The organism is Pseudonocardia nantongensis (genome assembly GCF_046546495.1).
Taxonomy (GTDB): domain Bacteria; phylum Actinomycetota; class Actinomycetes; order Mycobacteriales; family Pseudonocardiaceae; genus Pseudonocardia; species Pseudonocardia nantongensis.
The window spans coordinates 108251-124708 of record NZ_JBKGXT010000002.1; the positions used below are offsets into that span (position 1 = coordinate 108251).

The window sequence follows — 16458 nt, forward strand, 5'->3', positions numbered from 1 at the left end:
CACCCGGGCAGGGTGAAGGGGTCGAGCCGGATACCGTGTGGTGTGACCATCCCTCGCTCCGCCTCGGCCGTCGACGCCGCTCACGGCGCATCCGGCCGTCCCGAGCTGCGCAATGTCGCGATCGTCGCGCACGTCGACCACGGCAAGACCACCCTCGTCGACGCCATGCTGCGCCAGTCCGGTGCCTTCGGCGAACGCGCCGAGCCCGTCGACCGGATCATGGACTCCGGTGACCTCGAGCGCGAGAAGGGCATCACGATCCTCGCCAAGCACACCGCGGTGGCGTGGCAGGGCTACACGATCAACGTCGTCGACACCCCCGGCCACGCCGACTTCGGTGGCGAGGTCGAGCGCGGGCTGTCGATGGTGGACGGCGTCGTGCTGCTGGTCGACGCCTCCGAGGGCCCGCTGCCGCAGACCCGCTTCGTGCTGCGCAAGACCCTGGCCGCGGGCCTGCCGGTGATGCTGGTCGTCAACAAGACCGACCGTGGCGACGCCCGGATCGCCGAGGTCGTCGACGAGTCGCTGGAGCTGCTGCTCGAGCTGGCCGACGAGCTCGACCTCGACGAGTCGGCCACCGGGCACCTGCTGGATCTCCCGGTCGTCTACGCCTCCGGTCGAGCCGGCAAGGCGTCCCGGATCCGGCCCGGCGACGGTGAGCTGCCCGACTCCGACGACCTCACCCCGCTGTTCGAGTCGCTGCTCGACGTCGTCCCGCCGCCGTCCGACGACCCGGACGCCCCGCTGCAGATGCACGTCACCAACCTCGACGCCTCCAGCTTCCTGGGCCGGATCGCGCTGTGCCGGGTCCGCGGCGGCATGCTGCGCCGCGGCCAGCAGGTGGCCTGGCTGCGCGAGGACGGCAGCGCCCCGCGCGTCAAGATCACCGAGCTGATGAAGACCGAGGCGCTCACCCGCGTCCCGGCCGACGAGGCCCACGCCGGTGACCTGGTCGCCGTCGCCGGGATCGCCGAGGTGACCATCGGCGACACCCTGGCCGATCCGGAGAACCCGATCGCGCTGCCGCGGATCGACGTCGACGAGCCCGCCATCTCGATGACGATCGGCACCAACACCTCGCCGCTGGCCGGCCGCGACCCGGTCCCCGGCAAGAAGCTCACCGCGCGGCTGGTGAAGAACCGCCTCGACGCCGAGCTGATCGGCAACGTGTCCATCCGGGTGCTCCCGACCGAGCGTCCGGACTCCTGGGAGGTCCAGGGCCGCGGCGAGCTGGCGCTGGCCGTGCTCGTCGAGACCATGCGCCGGGAGGGCTTCGAGCTCACCATCGGCAAGCCGCAGGTGGTCACCCGCACCATCGACGGCAAGCTGCACGAGCCGTTCGAGCAGCTCTCGGTCGACGTCCCGGAGGACGCCCTCGGCCCCGTCACCCAGCTGCTGGCCGGGCGCAAGGGCGAGATGGGCGAGATGGTGCACGGCGAGGGCCGGGTCCGGATGGAGTTCCGCGTCCCGTCCCGCGGCCTGATCGGCTTCCGCACCGAGTTCCTGACGATCACCCGCGGTGCCGGCATCGCCAGCCACGTCTTCGACGGCTACGGCCCGTGGGTCGGCGAGATCCGCACCCGCAACAAGGGCTCGCTGATCTCCGACCGCTCCGGCCCGGTCACCCCCTACGCGATCGATCAGCTCTCCGACCGCGGAACCCTGTTCGTCGGCCCGACCACGCTGGTCTACGGCGGCATGGTCGTCGGCGAGTACACCCGCAACGAGGATCTCGAGGTGAACATCACCCGGGAGAAGAAGCTGACCAACGTCCGCTCCTCGACGAGCGACGTGCTGGTCAAGCTGGTCCCGCCGACGATCCTGAGCCTCGAGCAGTCGCTGGAGTTCTGCGCCACCGACGAGTGCGTCGAGGTGACCCCGCAGAACGTGCGGATCCGCAAGGTCGAGCTGGACTCGCACCTGCGGGCCCGGGCCCGTTCGCGGGCCAAGGCGGCGAACAGCGGCGCGTGACCGGCCGCGAGGTGCGGGCCGCCCGGACCCGTCCGCCGGGCGCGATGACGGCGGTGGGGATACTGCAGCGGTGACCGCACGTCGACCGATCCGCGCGTTGCCCGCGCTGTTGCTGGCCGGCCTGCTGGCCCTGAGCGGCTGCGCCGCCGAGCCACAGCCGGCGCCGCCGCCGGAGGACGCGCCGCCCACCGAGGCGGTCACCGCCCCGACCCGGGTGGTGGCCGGGGTGGACGACCTCGGGCCGGGATTCAACCCGCACCTGCGGTCGGACCAGTCGCCGGTCACCACGGCGATCGCGACGATGACGCTGCCGTCGGTGTTCCGGCCGGACGCGCAGGGGAACCTGCAGCTGGACCGGACGATCGCCACCGATGCGAAGGTCACCTCGCAGGAGCCGTTCACGGTCAGCTACGAGCTCAACGTCGAGGCCGGCTGGTCGTCCGGCGCGCCGATCGCGGCCGAGGACTTCGTCTACCTGGCCCAGCAGATGCGCAGCCAGCCGAACACGATCAACGCGGCCGGCTACCGGGAGATCGCCGACGTCCGGTCGCGGGCCGCGGGCAAGGCCGTCGACGTGGTGTTCGACCGGCCCTACCCGCACTGGAAGGAACTGTTCTCCGGGCTGCTCCCGGCGCACCTGCTCAAGGACGCGCCCGGCGGGTGGACCGCGCCGTTCGCGAACGGCGTCCCGGCCTCCGGCGGGCCGTTCCGGGTGATGCAGGTCGACCGGCTGCGCGGCGAGGTGCTGCTGGCCCGCAACGACCCGTACTGGGACACCCCGGCCGTGGTCGACGAGATCATCCTGCGCCGGACGCCGGCGGAGACGCTGCCGACCGCGCTGGAGAGCCAGGGCATCGACCTGGCCCTGCCCGACGCCGGACCCGAGGTCGCCCGCGCGGTGCAGGCCATGGCGTCCTCGCCGCGGCCGCCGACCGTCCAGCGCGCGCCCCGTCCGGACGTCGAGCAGCTCGTGCTGCGCACCGAGGACGGCCCGCTGGCCGACCCGCGGGTGCGCGAGGGCATCGCGTCGACGCTGGACCGGGCCGCGATCCGGCAGCGGGTGAACCCGGAGGCGGTGCCGGTGGACTCGTTCGGCGCCGCCCCGTCCGACCCCGGCTACGTCGCCAGCGCGCCGGACGGCGCCCCGGCGCGGCCGGACCCGGCCACGGCGGCCGCGGCCTTCACCGAAGCCGGTTACGTGCGCGGCGACGACGGTCGCTGGGCGCTCGGCGGACGCCCGCTGAACGTCGTCGTCGGGGCCGGGGCGGAACGCACCGAGGACGTCGAGATCGCCCAGGTCGTGGCCGAGCAGCTGCGCGCCGGCGGGATCGGCGCCACCGTGATCGCGCCGGCCGCGCCGGACCTGCTGACCAGCCCGAGCGTCGCCCCCACGGCGCCGACCTCGAGCGCCACCCCGGAACCCGGTTCCGGACCGGCTCCGGCCGACGGCGGCGACCCACCGGAGGCCCCGGCGACGACCCCGCCACCGGCCACGCCCACCCCCACCCCGGCTCCGGGGTCGTCGCCCACCTCGTCGGCCACGCCGTCGACGTCGCCGTCCAGCACGCCCGGCGGTGACGGGCCGGTCGCGGTGGACGTGCTCGTCACGTCCCGCCCGGTGGTCGGCGCGATCGGCCCGAGGCTGGTCTCGGACTACGGCTGCCCGCCGTCCGACCTGCCCGACGACCTGCCCGGCAGCTCCTGCTTCCGGGCGCTGCAGCCGGTGCTCGAGCAGCTGCTCACCGGACCTGCCGACCCGGGCACGATCGCGGAGGCGGAGCGGGTGCTGTGGACCCAGCTGCCGGCGCTGCCGCTCTACCAGGCACAGGGCCTGGTGATCAGCGACCCGCGGACCGACGCCGCCACCCGGGTCACACCCGGCCCGCTGGGCACCGGCCCGATGACCGGGGCCGAGACCTGGTCCGAGCCGGCCGGGTCGGGGGAGTCGACCGAGACGTCCGCGCCCGGCAGCTGACCGCGGCGTCGGGCCCGGCCCCGGGCCACGAGTGGTACGTGTGTACCAAACTGGTCTCGATCCGTTCGACGCACTGGGAGCGCACCGCGCCCGTTGCTAGCGTCCGCGTCGCCCGCGACCGCGTGACGTCGATCGTCGGTCACCCTTTGGTCACGATCGCCGACGGGTGTCGCGGGCGGGGGAACGCGATTCCTAGCGTCCCTCCGGGCGGGTTACCCGGCAGTACATCCGGGTGGGTCGCCGGTCCCTGGGAAACGGTGGGTGCGCCCGCGGGCTGGGCGTTGAGCCACCACGAGGTGGAGGAGGGCGTGCACATGCGCGTCAAACGGACCGTCGCGGCGATCGCCGCAGGTCTGAGCGTTGCGCTCGTCGCTGCGGGATGCGGTGGTTCCGGAGGATCCGGGGACCAGGCCGGCGGCGAGCAGGCGATCAGTGTGTACGGCGGGGAGCCGGAGAACCCGTTGATCCCGGCGGACACCAATGAGAACAACGGCGGCAAGGTAATCGACGCGCTGTTCTCGCAGCTCGTCCAGTACAACACCGACACCGGTGCCCCGGAACTGGACGTGGCCCAGTCCATCCAGCCGAACGCGGACTCCACCGAGTTCACCGTCACGATCAAGGACGGCCTGACGTTCCACGACGGCTCGCCGGTCACCGCGGAGAGCTTCGTGAAGGCCTGGAACTGGGGAGCGAACGCCTCGAACGCGGCGCTGAACGCGTCCTGGTTCGACTTCATCGAGGGCTACGAGCAGGTGCACCCGACCGATCCGGATGGATCCAGTGGGCCACAGGAAGCGCCTGCGCCCACCGCCCAGACGATGAGCGGGCTGTCCGTGCAGAACCCGACGACGTTCACGGTCCGGACCAACAGGCCGTACGCCCAGTTCAAGACGGTGGTCGGCTACACCACGTTCGCCCCGCTGCCCGAGTCGTTCTTCGCGGACCCGGAGGCGTTCGGCCAGCGGCCGGTCGGCAACGGCCCGTTCCGGTTCGAGGACTGGCAGCACAACCAGAGCATCGAGCTCGCCCGCTTCGACCAGTACCAGGGTGCGGCGAAACCGTCGATCCAGGGGGTCACGTTCCAGCTCTACCAGGAGGAAGGCGCGGCCTATCGGGACGTGCAGGCCGGGAACCTCGACTTCCTGTACCAGGTCCCGCAGAGCGCGCTGGTGAACCGGAAGTACACGACCGACTTCCCGGAGCACAACGCGAACACGGTCACCATGGCCAACGAGACCGTGACCTTCCCGTTCTACCTCGACGCCTACAAGGACGTGAACACCCGGCGGGCGATCTCGATGGCGATCGACCGGGAGACGATCGTGGACAAGGTGTTCTTCGGGGCCCGTGAACCCGCCAGCAAGTTCGTGCCGGGCAAGGTGCCGGGCTCGGACAAGGTCGCTGACTGCGAGTTCTGCGTGTTCGCACCGGAGAAGGCCAAGCAGGCATGGGCGATGGGCAGCAAGCCCGCGACGGTCGCGCTCTACTACAACTCGGACGCCTCGCACAAGCAGTGGACCGAGGCCGTCTGCGGGAGCGTGACCAACACGCTCGGTGTGGCCTGCAACGCGGTCCCGGTGCCGACATTCGCCCAGCTGCGGCAGGCGATCAACGCGAACGACATGCAGGGCATGTACCGCTCGGGCTGGCTCGCCGACTACCCGTCCCTGGACAACTTCCTCGGACCGAACTACTCCTCCAACGGGTCCTCGAACGAGGGTGGCTACGCCAATCCGATGGTGGACGCCAAGCTGGCCGAGGGCAGCGCGAAGACTGACGAGGCGGCCGCGGCGCAGGCGTGGGCCGAGGGCTTCAACATCGTGGCTCAGGACATGCCGGGCATCCCGCTGTGGAACACCAGCCGGCAGGCGGTGTGGACCGACAAGGTCTCCAACATCAAGGTGAACGTCCGCAGCGGTCTGCTCGACCTGAGCCAGGTCCAGGTCGCCCCGGAGGCCTGACCGACCGGGTGCACCGCGGACACGACCCCCGCCGGAACCTCCGGCGGGGGTCGTGTCCGGGCGGAGCTCGAACCTCGAAAGTAGATATCCATGGGTCGCTACATCCTGCGACGACTGTTGCAACTGATCCCGGTCTTCGTCGGCACCACGTTCATCATCTACGTGCTGGTCTGGGCGGTGCCGGGCAACCCCTTCGCCGGCAAGTGCGGGGACCGGCCGTGCCCGGACTCCTACATCCAGCAGATGACCGAGAAGTACAACCTCGATGATCCGGTGATCTACCAGTACTTCCAGTACATGGGGAACCTGGTGACCGGGGACTTCGGGGAGAACTACCAGCAGATCCCGATCGCCGAGCTGATCTCCGACGCCTACCCGGTGACGATCAAGCTGGCCCTCATGGCGCTGATCGTGGAGGCCGTGATCGGCCTCGGGGCCGGGATCCTCACCGGGCTGCGTGGACGAGGCTTCCTGGACAACCTGGTGCTGGTGTCCACCCTCCTGGTGATCTCGCTGCCGGTGTTCGTCACCGGGTTCCTGCTGCAGATCTGGCTGGGTGTGGACCTGGGGCTGGTCTCGCCCACGGTCGGCTCGAACGCGCCGCTGGTCGACTTCATCGTGCCGGCCGTCACGCTGGGCTCGCTCTCCATGGCGTACGTGTCCCGCTTGATGCGCACCAGCCTGCGGGAGAACCGGCGGGCCGACTACATGCGGACGGCGAAAGCCAAGGGCCTGACCGACAACCGCGCGGTCGGCGTGCACCTGCTGCGGAACTCCCTGATCCCGGTGGTCACGTTCCTCGGCACCGACCTGGGCAGCCTGATGGGTGGCGCGATCGTCACGGAGGGCATCTTCAACATCAACGGCATCGGCGGGCTGGTGTTCCGTTCGATCACCACCAAGGACACCGGCACGGTGGTGGCCGTCGTCACCCTGTTGGTGCTGGTCTACCTGCTGATGAACCTGCTGGTGGACGTCCTGTACGCGGTTCTCGACCCGAGGATTCGTTATGACTAGTTCGGCCGAACGATCACTGGGCGTCTCGTCCGACCCGGGCTCGGAGGCGGCACAGGCCCCCGAGCCGACCGAGCCGACCGAGCCGGCCGACCGTGAGCCGGGTAGCCCGCAGAAGCCACGGGGCATCTGGGGTGAGGCATGGCGTGAGCTGCGCCGCAGCCCACTGTTCGTCGTCTCCGTGGTGCTGATCTTCTTCGTGGTGAGCATGGCCGCGTTCCCGTGGCTGTACACCTCGGCCGACCCGAACGCCCAAGACCTGTCCCGCTCGCTCACCCCACCGGACTTCTCCGGATGGGGCTCCGCGTGGTTCGGCTACGATCTCTACGGGCGAGACGTCTACGCCCGAACGATCTATGGCGCGCGTGCCTCCCTGGTGGTGGGCCTGTTCGCGACGCTGGGCACGATGTTGCTCGGCGGTGCGGTGGGCCTGCTGGCCGGCTACACCGGCGGGCGGACCGACACCCTGCTGGCCCGCATCGCGGACGTGTTCTTCGGGCTGCCGTTCATCCTCGGCGCGATCGTCATCCTGACCACGTTCGTCGGGCTGAACCCGGAGCAGAACGTCGTGAAGATCATGGGCATCGTGATCGTGACGATCATCGTGCTCTCCTGGCCGGTGGCGATGCGGATCATCCGGTCGTCCGCGATCGCGACCAAGCAGCAGGATTTCGTGCGCGCGGCGCGAGGCCTGGGTGCGTCGCCGGGCCGGATCATCCGGCAGCACGTGCTGCCGAACTCGCTGGCCCCGGGGCTGGTCTACGGCACGATCGCGTTCGGCAGCTTCGTCGGCGCGGAGGCCACGCTGTCGTTCCTCGGGGTCGGACTGCGTCCGCCGGTGATCTCCTGGGGAGTGATGATCTCGGAGTCGCGGGACTACATCACCACCTACCCGTACCTGTTGTTCTTCCCGGCGGCTGCGCTGGTGATCACCGTGCTCGCTTTCGTGATGCTCGGCGACGCCGTCCGCGACGCGCTGGACCCGAAACTCCGGTAAGGAACGGTGCAACGAAGATGAGCATGTCACCCACGACTGATCCGGCCAGCCGGTCGGACGGTGACGAGGCCGCGCCCGCCCTGCTGGAGGTCGACGACCTGCACCTGGAGTTTCGTGGGCGGTCGGAGACCGCGCATGTGCTCAACGGGGTGAGCTACTCGGTCGCGGCCGGCGAGACGCTGGCGGTGCTGGGCGAGTCCGGCTCCGGCAAGAGCGTGACGGCGCAGGCCGTGATGGGCATCGTGGACATGCCGCCGGGCGTGATCACCTCCGGGGAGATCCGGTTGCGCGGGGAGAACCTGCTGGACGCACCGGAGCAGCGGCGGCGCGACCTGCGCGGCGAGACCGTGGCGATGATCTTCCAGGATGCGCTCTCCGCACTGAACCCCGTCTACACGGTGGGGTTCCAGATCGGGGAGCAGTTCCGGTTGCGCCGCGGGATGTCCTGGAAGGACTCGCGCCGCCGTGCCGTCGAGATGCTGGATCTCGTGAAGATCCCGAACGCCGCGCAGCGGGTGAAGTCCTACCCCCACCAGTTCTCCGGCGGGATGCGGCAGCGGGCGATGATCGCGATGTCGTTGGCACTCGAACCGGACGTGGTGATCGCCGACGAGCCGACGACCGCGCTCGACGTCACGGTGCAGGCCCAGATCATGGACCTGCTCACCGAGCTGCAGCGCGAACGGAACATGGGCATGGTCCTGATCACGCACGACCTCGGCGTGGTTGCCGATGTGGCCGACCGGATCGCCGTGATGTACGCCGGACGGATCGTCGAGCACGCCGACGTCCACTCGCTGTTCCGGCAACCGTGTCACCCGTACACGATCTCGTTGATGGAGTCCATGCCCCGGCTGGACCTCCGTGGGCAGGACCTGAAGACGATCAAGGGCTTGCCGCCGAACCTGGCGCGGATCCCACCGGGCTGTCCGTTCCATCCCCGGTGCTTCCGGGCCGAGTCGGTGTGCAGCGAGGTCGATCCGGAGCTGGTGACGCTGCCCGGCGGACGGTCGTCGGCATGCCACTTCGCGGAGGAGATGATGACCCGATGAGCGCCGGGAAACGGATCGGTGAGCCGATCCTTCAGGTCGAGAACCTGGTCAAGCACTTCCCGGTCCGCCAGGGAGTCGTGTTCCAGCGGACCGTCGGGCACGTCCGGGCCGTCGACGGCGTCTCGTTCGACCTGCGAGAGGGCGAGACGCTCGGGATCGTCGGTGAGTCCGGGTGCGGGAAGTCCACGTTGGCCCAGGTGTTGATGCAGCTGGAGCCGCCGACCAGCGGGTCGGTCCGGTACAAGGGCGAGGACGTGTTCGCCTACCGGGGGGAGAAGCTACGTCGCCTGCGCCGCAACATGCAGATCGTGCTGCAGGACCCCTACACCTCGCTGAACCCGCGGATGACGGTGGGCGACATCGTCGGCGAGCCGTTCGAGATCCACGGTGACGTCGTCGCGAAGCACGAGCGGCGGCGCAAGGTGCAGGAGATGTTGGAGGTGGTCGGGCTCAGCCCGGAGCACATCGGGCGCTACCCGCACCAGTTCTCGGGAGGTCAGCGTCAGCGGATCGGGATCGCCCGGGCGCTTGCCCTGCGACCGGAGGTGATCATCTGCGACGAACCGGTGTCCGCATTGGACGTCTCCGTGCAGGCCCAGGTGATGAACCTGCTCGGCGAGCTGCAGCGCGAGTTCGGGCTGTCCTACATCTTCATCGCGCACGACCTTTCGGTGGTGCGCCACCTGTCGGACCGGGTCGGGGTGATGTACCTGGGCAAGATCGTCGAGTTGGGTGCCGCTGAGCAGATCTACGAGCACCCCACCCACCCCTACACCCAGGCGCTGCTCTCGGCGGTCCCGGTGCCGGACCCGACCCACCGTGACCGGCCCGGGCGGATCCGGTTGGAGGGTGATGTGCCCAGCCCGGTCGATCCGCCGAGCGGCTGCCGGTTCCGGACCCGCTGCTGGAAGGCTACGGACGTGTGTGCCGAGCAGGAACCGGAGCTCCGAGTCCGGGTCGCCGAGCACCCGAGCGCCTGCCACCATGCGGCCGAGCGCGAGGTTGTGGGCAGCTGAGAACATGGCGCCACCCGGTTGACCGGAAGGCACGGCTGGGCTGTTCCCCGACGAAAGTGCGCCAGTGACCGACCGGACCGACCAGCAGAACGGGACCCTCGAGGTCTCCGGGCTGACCGTGACGTTCCCGAGCCCGGACGGCCCGGTGCGGGCCGTCCGGGGGGTGGACTACCAGCTGCGCCGCGGCGAGGTGCTCGGCATCGTCGGCGAGTCCGGCTCCGGCAAGTCGGTGACCTCGCTGGCGGTGATGGGCCTGCTGCCCGGCACCGCGCAGATCACCGGTTCGATCGGCTTCGACGGCCGGGACCTGCTCGCCCTCGGCGAGAACGAGCTCAACACGATCCGCGGCGAGCGGATCGCGATGATCTTCCAGGACCCGATGACGTCGCTGAACCCGGTCTACTCGGTCGGGTACCAGATCGCCGAGGCGGTGCTCGCGCACCGCGACGTGACCAAGGAGCAGGCCAGGGAGCGGGCGGTCGAGCTGCTCCGCACGGTCCGGATCCCGAACCCGGAGCAGCGCGTCGACTCCTACCCGCACGAGCTCTCCGGGGGGATGCGGCAGCGCGTCGTGATCGCGATCGCGATGGCCAACGACCCGGACGTGATCATCGCCGACGAGCCGACGACCGCGCTCGACGTGACCGTGCAGGCCCAGGTGCTGGAGGCGCTGCAGGAGGCGAAACGCGCCACCGGTGCCGCGATGGTGCTGATCACCCACGACCTCGGGGTGATCGCCGGGCAGGCCGACCGCGTGATGGTCATGTACGCCGGCCGCGCGGTCGAGGTGGGCGGTGTCGAGGACATCTTCTACGCGCCCCGGATGCCCTACACGCTGGGCCTGCTCGGCAGCCTGCCCCGGCTCGACCGCCCGTCCGAGCGGCTGACGCCGATCCCGGGCTCGCCGCCGTCGGTGGTGAACATGCCGCCGGGCTGCCCGTTCACCCCGCGCTGCCCGCTGGCGACCGGGGAGTGCCACGAGATCGAGCCCGAGCTGGTCGCGGCCGGCGGGGACGCGGCCGGACACGAGGGGGAGCACCGGGCCGCCTGCCACCACTCGTCGCAGCTGGCGGGGGCTGCGGCCGGTGAGGTGTTCGGGGCGACGACCGCACTGTCCGGGGAGGGACGCTGATGAGCACGGCGACGACCGGAGCGCCGACCCTGCTGTCGGTCCGCAACCTGGTGAAGAACTTCCCGATCCGCTCCGGCGGGCTGTTCCGCCGCCGTTCCGGCGCGGTGCAGGCGGTCAGCGACGTGTCGTTCGACATCGCGGAGGGGGAGACGCTCGGCCTGGTCGGCGAGTCCGGGTGCGGCAAGTCCACACTGGCCCGGGCGGCGCTGAACCTGATCCCGGCGACGTCCGGCGAGGTCCGGTTCGGCGACGAGGTGATCTCCACGCTGACGGCGGGGCGGATGCGGACGCTGCGCCGGCAGATGCAGCTGGTCTTCCAGGACCCGTACGCCTCGCTGGACCCGCGGATGCCGGTCAGCGAGCTGATCGCCGAGCCGCTGCGGATCCACGGCCGCTACGGCGACGACGGCCGCCAGCAGGTCCGGGACCTGATGGCCACCGTCGGGCTCGAGCCCGAGCACGGGAACCGCTACCCGCACGAGTTCTCCGGTGGCCAGCGGCAGCGGATCGGCGTCGCCCGGGCGCTGGCGTTGCGCCCGAAGCTGGTCGTGCTGGACGAGCCGGTGTCCGCATTGGACGTGTCCATCCAGGCCGGCGTGCTGAACCTGCTGCAGGAGCTGCAGGCCGACCGGGGGTTGTCCTACCTGTTCGTCTCGCACGACCTGTCGGTGGTGCGCCACATCGCCGACCGGATCGCCGTGATGTACCTCGGCAAGATCGTCGAGACCGGGCCGGCGGAGTCGCTGTTCGCCGCGCCGGCGCACCCGTACACGCACGCGCTGATCTCGGCGATCCCGCTGCCCGACCCGCGCCGCGAGCGGGCCCGGGAACGGATCACCGTGATCGGGGACCTGCCCAGCCCGGCGGACCCGCCGTCGGGCTGCCGGTTCCGCACCCGGTGCCCGAAGTTCGCGTTCGAGCTCACCGAGGACCAGCAGCAGCGGTGCATCGACGCCGAGCCGGCGCTCGCCGACCCGGGCACCGGGCACCCGGTCGCCTGCCACTTCGCCGAGGCCCGTTCGCTGCTGTAGCGGGCCTGCGCCGGTGGACGCGCCGGCCGGTGGGACACTGGTCGGCGTGTCGCTGGTGCTGGGGATCGAGACGTCGTGTGACGAGACCGGGGCCGGGCTCGTCCGGGACGGGGTGCTGCTCGGCGAGGGCCTGGCGTCGTCGGCGGACGAGCACGCGCGCTTCGGCGGCGTGGTGCCGGAGGTCGCGGCGCGGGCGCACGTGAGCGCGGTGGTGCCGATGGTGCGCGCCGCGGTGGCGTCGGCCGGGGTGTCGCTGTCCGACGTCGACGCGGTCGCCGTCACCGCCGGGCCGGGCCTGTCCCCGGCGCTGCACGTCGGGGTGGCCGCGGCGAAGGCGTACGCGACGGCGCTGGACGTCCCGCTGTACGGGGTGCACCACCTGGCCGGGCACGCCGCCGTCGACGTGCTGGAGCACGGTCCGCTGCCGGAGCGCTGCGTCTGCCTGATCGTCTCCGGCGGGCACACCTCGCTGCTGTCACTGGGCGACCTGGCCCGCGACCCGGTCGAGCACCTCGGCGACACCGTGGACGACGCGGCAGGCGAGGCGTTCGACAAGGTCGCCCGGCTGCTCGGCCTGCCGTACCCGGGCGGGCCGTCGGTGTCGCGGGCGGCGCTGGACGGGGATCCGGCCGCGATCGCCTTCCCGCGCCCGATGACCGGCCCGCGGGACGCCGTGTTCGGCTTCTCGTTCTCCGGGCTCAAGACCGCGGTCGCCCGGCACGTCGAGGCCGCGCAGGACGACGGCCGTGCCCTCGATGTCGCCGACGTCGCGGCGTCGTTCCAGGCGGCCGTGGTGGACGTGCTGGTCCGCAAGGCGCTACGCGCCTGTCGCGAGCGTGGCGCGGACACCCTGCTGATGGTCGGTGGCGTCGCGGCGAACCGGGTGCTGCGGGCCGGGATGGAGCGGGCCTGCACGGACGCGGGGATCACGTTGCGGGTACCCGCGCCGCGGCTGTGCACCGACAACGGCGCGATGATCGCTGCCCTGGGCGACCTGCTGGTCCGGGACGGCGTCGAGCCGGCCGGGCTGGCGACGACCGCGGTGCCGACCGTCCCGCTCACCGGCGCCACCGTGCCCGTCCCGCCCGCCGTCGACGAGGCCGCCTCGTTCCCGCTGCCCACCGCGCCCGCAGCACGCCCGCCCCGCGCCTCGTAAGCTCGGTGGGTGTCACCCGCCCGCCCGCTTCCCGCTCGCCGTCTGCTGCTCGTCCACGCCCATCCGGACGACGAGACCCTGACCACCGGCGGCACCATCGCCCGCTACACCGCCGATCCGGACTGCGAGGTCACCGTCGTGACCTGCACCCTCGGCGAGGAGGGTGAGGTGATCCCGCCGGAGCTGGCCGGGCTCGCCCCGGACCGGGGTGACCAGCTCGGTGGCTACCGCGTACACGAGTTGGACGCCGCGCTCGCCGCCCTGGGCGGGCCCCGGCAGCGGTACCTGGGTGGCGCGGGCCACTGGCGGGACTCCGGGATGGTGCTCGCCGGGCACGGGACCCGGGCCGCGCTCCCGCCGCGGCTGCACCCGCGGGCGTTCGCCGCGGCCGAGCCGTTCGGGGCCCAGCTCGCCCAGCTGCTCGAGATCGTCGACGAGGTCCGCCCGCAGGTGCTGGTCTCCTACGCCGCGGACGGCAGCTACGGCCACCCCGACCACGTCCGCGCGCACGAGCTGACCGCGGCCGCCGCGGCGGCCCGGCCCGACGTCGTCGCCAAGCTGTACTACGCGGTCCGCTCGACCGCCCTGCTAGACAAGGGCCTCGCGGAGCTGCTCGCGGCCTGCGACGGCGATGCACGGCGCACCGGGCTGCGCTGGCCGGAACCCGAGGAGCATCCCGGGCACGACGTCGCCGAGGTCACCACCCGGGTCGACGTCGACGCCTTCCGCGCCGCGCGGGTCGCGGCGATGCGCGCGCACGCGACCCAGATCGACGTCCGGACCGGGAACGGCTGGACCGCGTTCGCGATGAGCAACGGGATCGTCCAGCCGCTGCTCGGGGTCGAGGAGTTCGTGCTGGACGGGAACGCGCCCGGCGGCGAGACGGACCTGTTCGAGGGGGTGGAGCCGTGAGGTGGGACCTGGACCGGATCGGGCTGGCCGTGCTGCTGCTGGTGGTCTCGGTGCTGCTCGTGGGCTTCGAGCTGATGTTCCAGATGCTCTACATCGGGCCGGTGCCGGTGCCGATCGGCACGGTGCTGGTGGTGGTCTCGCTGCCCTGGCTGGTGCGGGTGAGCGCGACCGAGGTGTGGCCGTCCGTGGCCGGGGCCGCCGCGCCGATCCTGATCTGGTTCCTCGGGGTGCTGCTGCTGGGCTTGTTCGGCCCCGGCAGCGACGTGCTGCTGCCCGCGACCTGGCAGTCGTTGCTGCTGTTGTTCGCCGGGGCGATCGCCGGTGTCGTCGCGTTCCGTCGTCAGGCCGAGCGGATCGCCGGACTGCGGACGTGAACGCGGGCGGGCACGGGCCCATCCCGGACGACGCGCTGGTCGCGGCGCTGCGCCCGTTCGTGCGGGCGACCCGGCCGGTGCTCGACGGGTTGCGCGAGGCGGACCCGTTCGGGCTGCGGTCGCGGGTGTCCCCGGGCGCGACCGGCGGCGACGCGACCGGCGGCGACGCGACCGGCGGCGACGCGGCCCCGGAGGAGCGGTCGCTGGCGAGCACGATCCTGGACACGCTGGCCGCGGTGCAGGTGCCCGGCACGGCGGCGTGGGCCCGGATGGACGTCGAGGGCCGGGCGCACTGGTGGGTCCACCGGGTCGGGCGGTTCACCACGCTGATCGCCGCGATCCCCGGCCTCGGTGGCGCGCTGGCCCGCACCCTGCCGGTGTCCGACGCCGTCGGCGCGGCCGGCGAGGGCCTGCTGCTGGTGGCGATCGCGGGCGAGCACGGGGTGCGTGAGGAGGACCGGCTGGTCGAGCTGCTGGCCTCGGTGCTGTTCCGGCGTGAGCTGGCGCTCGGCACCGCGGCGATGACCGCGGCCGAGGACGCCGCCGCCGACGCGCGCGCCTCGGAGCTCACCGGTGACCTCGCCGGCGCCGGGAAGCGGGCCACCCTGAAACGGGTCGGGTCGGCGGTCTGGCGGCTCGGCCGGGCGCTGTTCGCACTCGAGGACGAACTGGACAAGCGCCCGCACGGGCGCTTCTACCACCAGTGGCTCGGGCTGCTCCCGGTCGTCGGTGTGGTCGGGAAGTACCTGGGGGAGTGGTCGGGCCTCAAGCGCGCGGCGAAGCAGGGCCGGGCCTGGCTGGGCCGGCGGGGGCTCGCCGCGTCCTGAGCACCCGGCCGGTCAGGGCGCCAGGTAGTGGTACCGGTGGTGCTCGGTCCAGGCCTCCCGGGTGTAGAGCGCCTGGGCGGCCGTGTTGTCCCCGGCGACGTCGAGCAGCGCGTGCCGGGCACCGCGGACGGCGCCCCAGGCCTGTGCCGCGCGGGTGAGCCGCACGGCGAGCCCCTGACGCCGGTGGGCGGGCATGACGTGCAGCCGGGCGACGTAGACGTGCTCGCCGACGACGGCGGCGCGGACTGCCGCGGCAGGCACCCCGTCGACAGAGTTGATCATGCCGAATCCGACCGCTGAGGGTGTGTCCGGCGTCGCTTTGCTCTGCGTACCAGGGGTGAGCAGGCCGCCCTCCGGGGCCGCTTTGCTCTGCGCACCTCCGGTGAGCACCGCCCAGGCGGGGCTGCCGAGGGCGGGGGCCGGACCCTCCTGGGCGTCCCACCAGGCGTCCGGCGGAGTCGCCGGCCAGTCGGGGGCGCCCTCGCCGGATCCCGCCGGTGCGACCAGCACCCGGCACTCGCCGCCCCACTCCGGCACGACGTGCCACCCGGCGTCGAGGATCCGGTTCGACCACGGCGACCCGATCGGGGTCTGCACCGCCGGGGCGATGCCGTGGTCCCGGGCGAACGCCCGCACACGGGCCAGCGCGTCGCCGAGCGGGATCCCGGGGTCACCGGTGACCAGCGTGGAGTTGGCGCGCCGGGTGTATCCGCCTGCGGCCCGCAGCTGCCAGTGCCCCAGCTCCTCCCGGACCGGGGCCGGCCAGGCGTCCGAGCGGATCCGTTCCAGACGTTCCACCGCTGCCCGGGACGCCCGCCGCGGCGGGGCGGGCGGCACCTCGCGGACGGCGACGACGGCGTCGCGGGAGACCCGCACGGCGCCGGACCGGGTGTGCACCAGCACCGCGTCCGCGCCGTGCGGGGTGAGTTCGCCCACGGCGTCGGAGAACCGCGGACCCGGTGCCCCGTCCGGTGCGATGCGATGCCGCAGCGTGACGCGGCGTCCGGCCAGTTCGTCCAGCATGGCGCTGACCACCT

14 protein-coding genes are annotated in these 16458 nt (G+C 72.1%); 13 read left to right on the top strand and 1 reads right to left on the bottom strand.

From position 1 onward, the window contains the following. The first annotated feature begins 42 nt into the window (after window positions 1-42). From typA to ACLFMI_RS02525, 13 genes are all read left to right on the top strand, one after another. On the top strand, window positions 43-1971 hold the full coding sequence (gene typA / locus ACLFMI_RS02465; RefSeq protein WP_410946048.1) for a translational GTPase TypA: 1929 nt from the start codon (window positions 43-45) through the stop codon (window positions 1969-1971). Window positions 1972-2041: 70 nt separating this feature from the next. Then, the gene (locus ACLFMI_RS02470) at window positions 2042-3946 is read left to right on the top strand and encodes an ABC transporter substrate-binding protein (protein WP_410946049.1); all 1905 of its coding nucleotides are present in this window, start codon (window positions 2042-2044) and stop codon (window positions 3944-3946) included. A gap of 257 nt (window positions 3947-4203) precedes the next feature. After that, entirely contained in the window at window positions 4204-5910 is a 1707-nt protein-coding gene (locus ACLFMI_RS02475; RefSeq protein ID WP_410946050.1) for a peptide ABC transporter substrate-binding protein, read from the top strand. Between the two features lie 90 nt (window positions 5911-6000). Further along, window positions 6001-6927, top strand: coding sequence for an ABC transporter permease (locus tag ACLFMI_RS02480; protein WP_410946051.1), 927 nt, complete (start codon window positions 6001-6003; stop codon window positions 6925-6927). Beyond that, complete coding sequence (locus ACLFMI_RS02485) at window positions 6920-7921, top strand: ABC transporter permease (RefSeq protein WP_410946052.1); 1002 nt, start codon at window positions 6920-6922, stop codon at window positions 7919-7921. The genes ACLFMI_RS02480 and ACLFMI_RS02485 overlap by 8 nt, the downstream gene beginning before the upstream one ends. A gap of 23 nt (window positions 7922-7944) precedes the next feature. After that, window positions 7945-8973 carry an ABC transporter ATP-binding protein gene (locus tag ACLFMI_RS02490; protein WP_410946053.1) on the top strand — a complete coding sequence of 343 codons (1029 nt, stop codon included), beginning with the start codon at window positions 7945-7947 and terminating at the stop codon, window positions 8971-8973. A gap of 14 nt (window positions 8974-8987) precedes the next feature. Beyond that, on the top strand, window positions 8988-9989 hold the full coding sequence (locus ACLFMI_RS02495) for an ABC transporter ATP-binding protein (RefSeq protein WP_410946294.1): 1002 nt from the start codon (window positions 8988-8990) through the stop codon (window positions 9987-9989). Window positions 9990-10053: 64 nt separating this feature from the next. After that, on the top strand, window positions 10054-11121 hold the full coding sequence (locus ACLFMI_RS02500) for an ABC transporter ATP-binding protein (RefSeq protein WP_410946054.1): 1068 nt from the start codon (window positions 10054-10056) through the stop codon (window positions 11119-11121). Further along, window positions 11121-12152, top strand: coding sequence for an ABC transporter ATP-binding protein (locus ACLFMI_RS02505; RefSeq protein WP_410946055.1), 1032 nt, complete (start codon window positions 11121-11123; stop codon window positions 12150-12152). The genes ACLFMI_RS02500 and ACLFMI_RS02505 overlap by 1 nt, the downstream gene beginning before the upstream one ends. Before the next feature lie 46 nt (window positions 12153-12198). Then, window positions 12199-13308 (top strand): tRNA (adenosine(37)-N6)-threonylcarbamoyltransferase complex transferase subunit TsaD, encoded by a 1110-nt coding sequence (tsaD, locus tag ACLFMI_RS02510; protein WP_410946056.1) that lies wholly within the window; start codon window positions 12199-12201, stop codon window positions 13306-13308. Window positions 13309-13317: 9 nt separating this feature from the next. Then, entirely contained in the window at window positions 13318-14220 is a 903-nt protein-coding gene (mshB, locus tag ACLFMI_RS02515; RefSeq protein ID WP_410946057.1) for an N-acetyl-1-D-myo-inositol-2-amino-2-deoxy-alpha-D-glucopyranoside deacetylase, read from the top strand. After that, window positions 14217-14594, top strand: coding sequence for a hypothetical protein (locus ACLFMI_RS02520; RefSeq protein ID WP_410946058.1), 378 nt, complete (start codon window positions 14217-14219; stop codon window positions 14592-14594). Before mshB ends, ACLFMI_RS02520 begins: the two co-directional genes overlap by 4 nt. Continuing rightward, entirely contained in the window at window positions 14591-15421 is an 831-nt protein-coding gene (locus tag ACLFMI_RS02525) for a hypothetical protein (protein ID WP_410946059.1), read from the top strand. The genes ACLFMI_RS02520 and ACLFMI_RS02525 overlap by 4 nt, the downstream gene beginning before the upstream one ends. 12 nt (window positions 15422-15433) lie before the next feature. Here the strand turns inward: ACLFMI_RS02525 and ACLFMI_RS02530 are convergent, their stop codons facing one another. Next, window positions 15434-16444 carry a GNAT family N-acetyltransferase gene (locus tag ACLFMI_RS02530; RefSeq protein WP_410946060.1) on the bottom strand — a complete coding sequence of 337 codons (1011 nt, stop codon included), beginning with the start codon at window positions 16442-16444 and terminating at the stop codon, window positions 15434-15436. Window positions 16445-16458 lie beyond the last annotated feature (14 nt).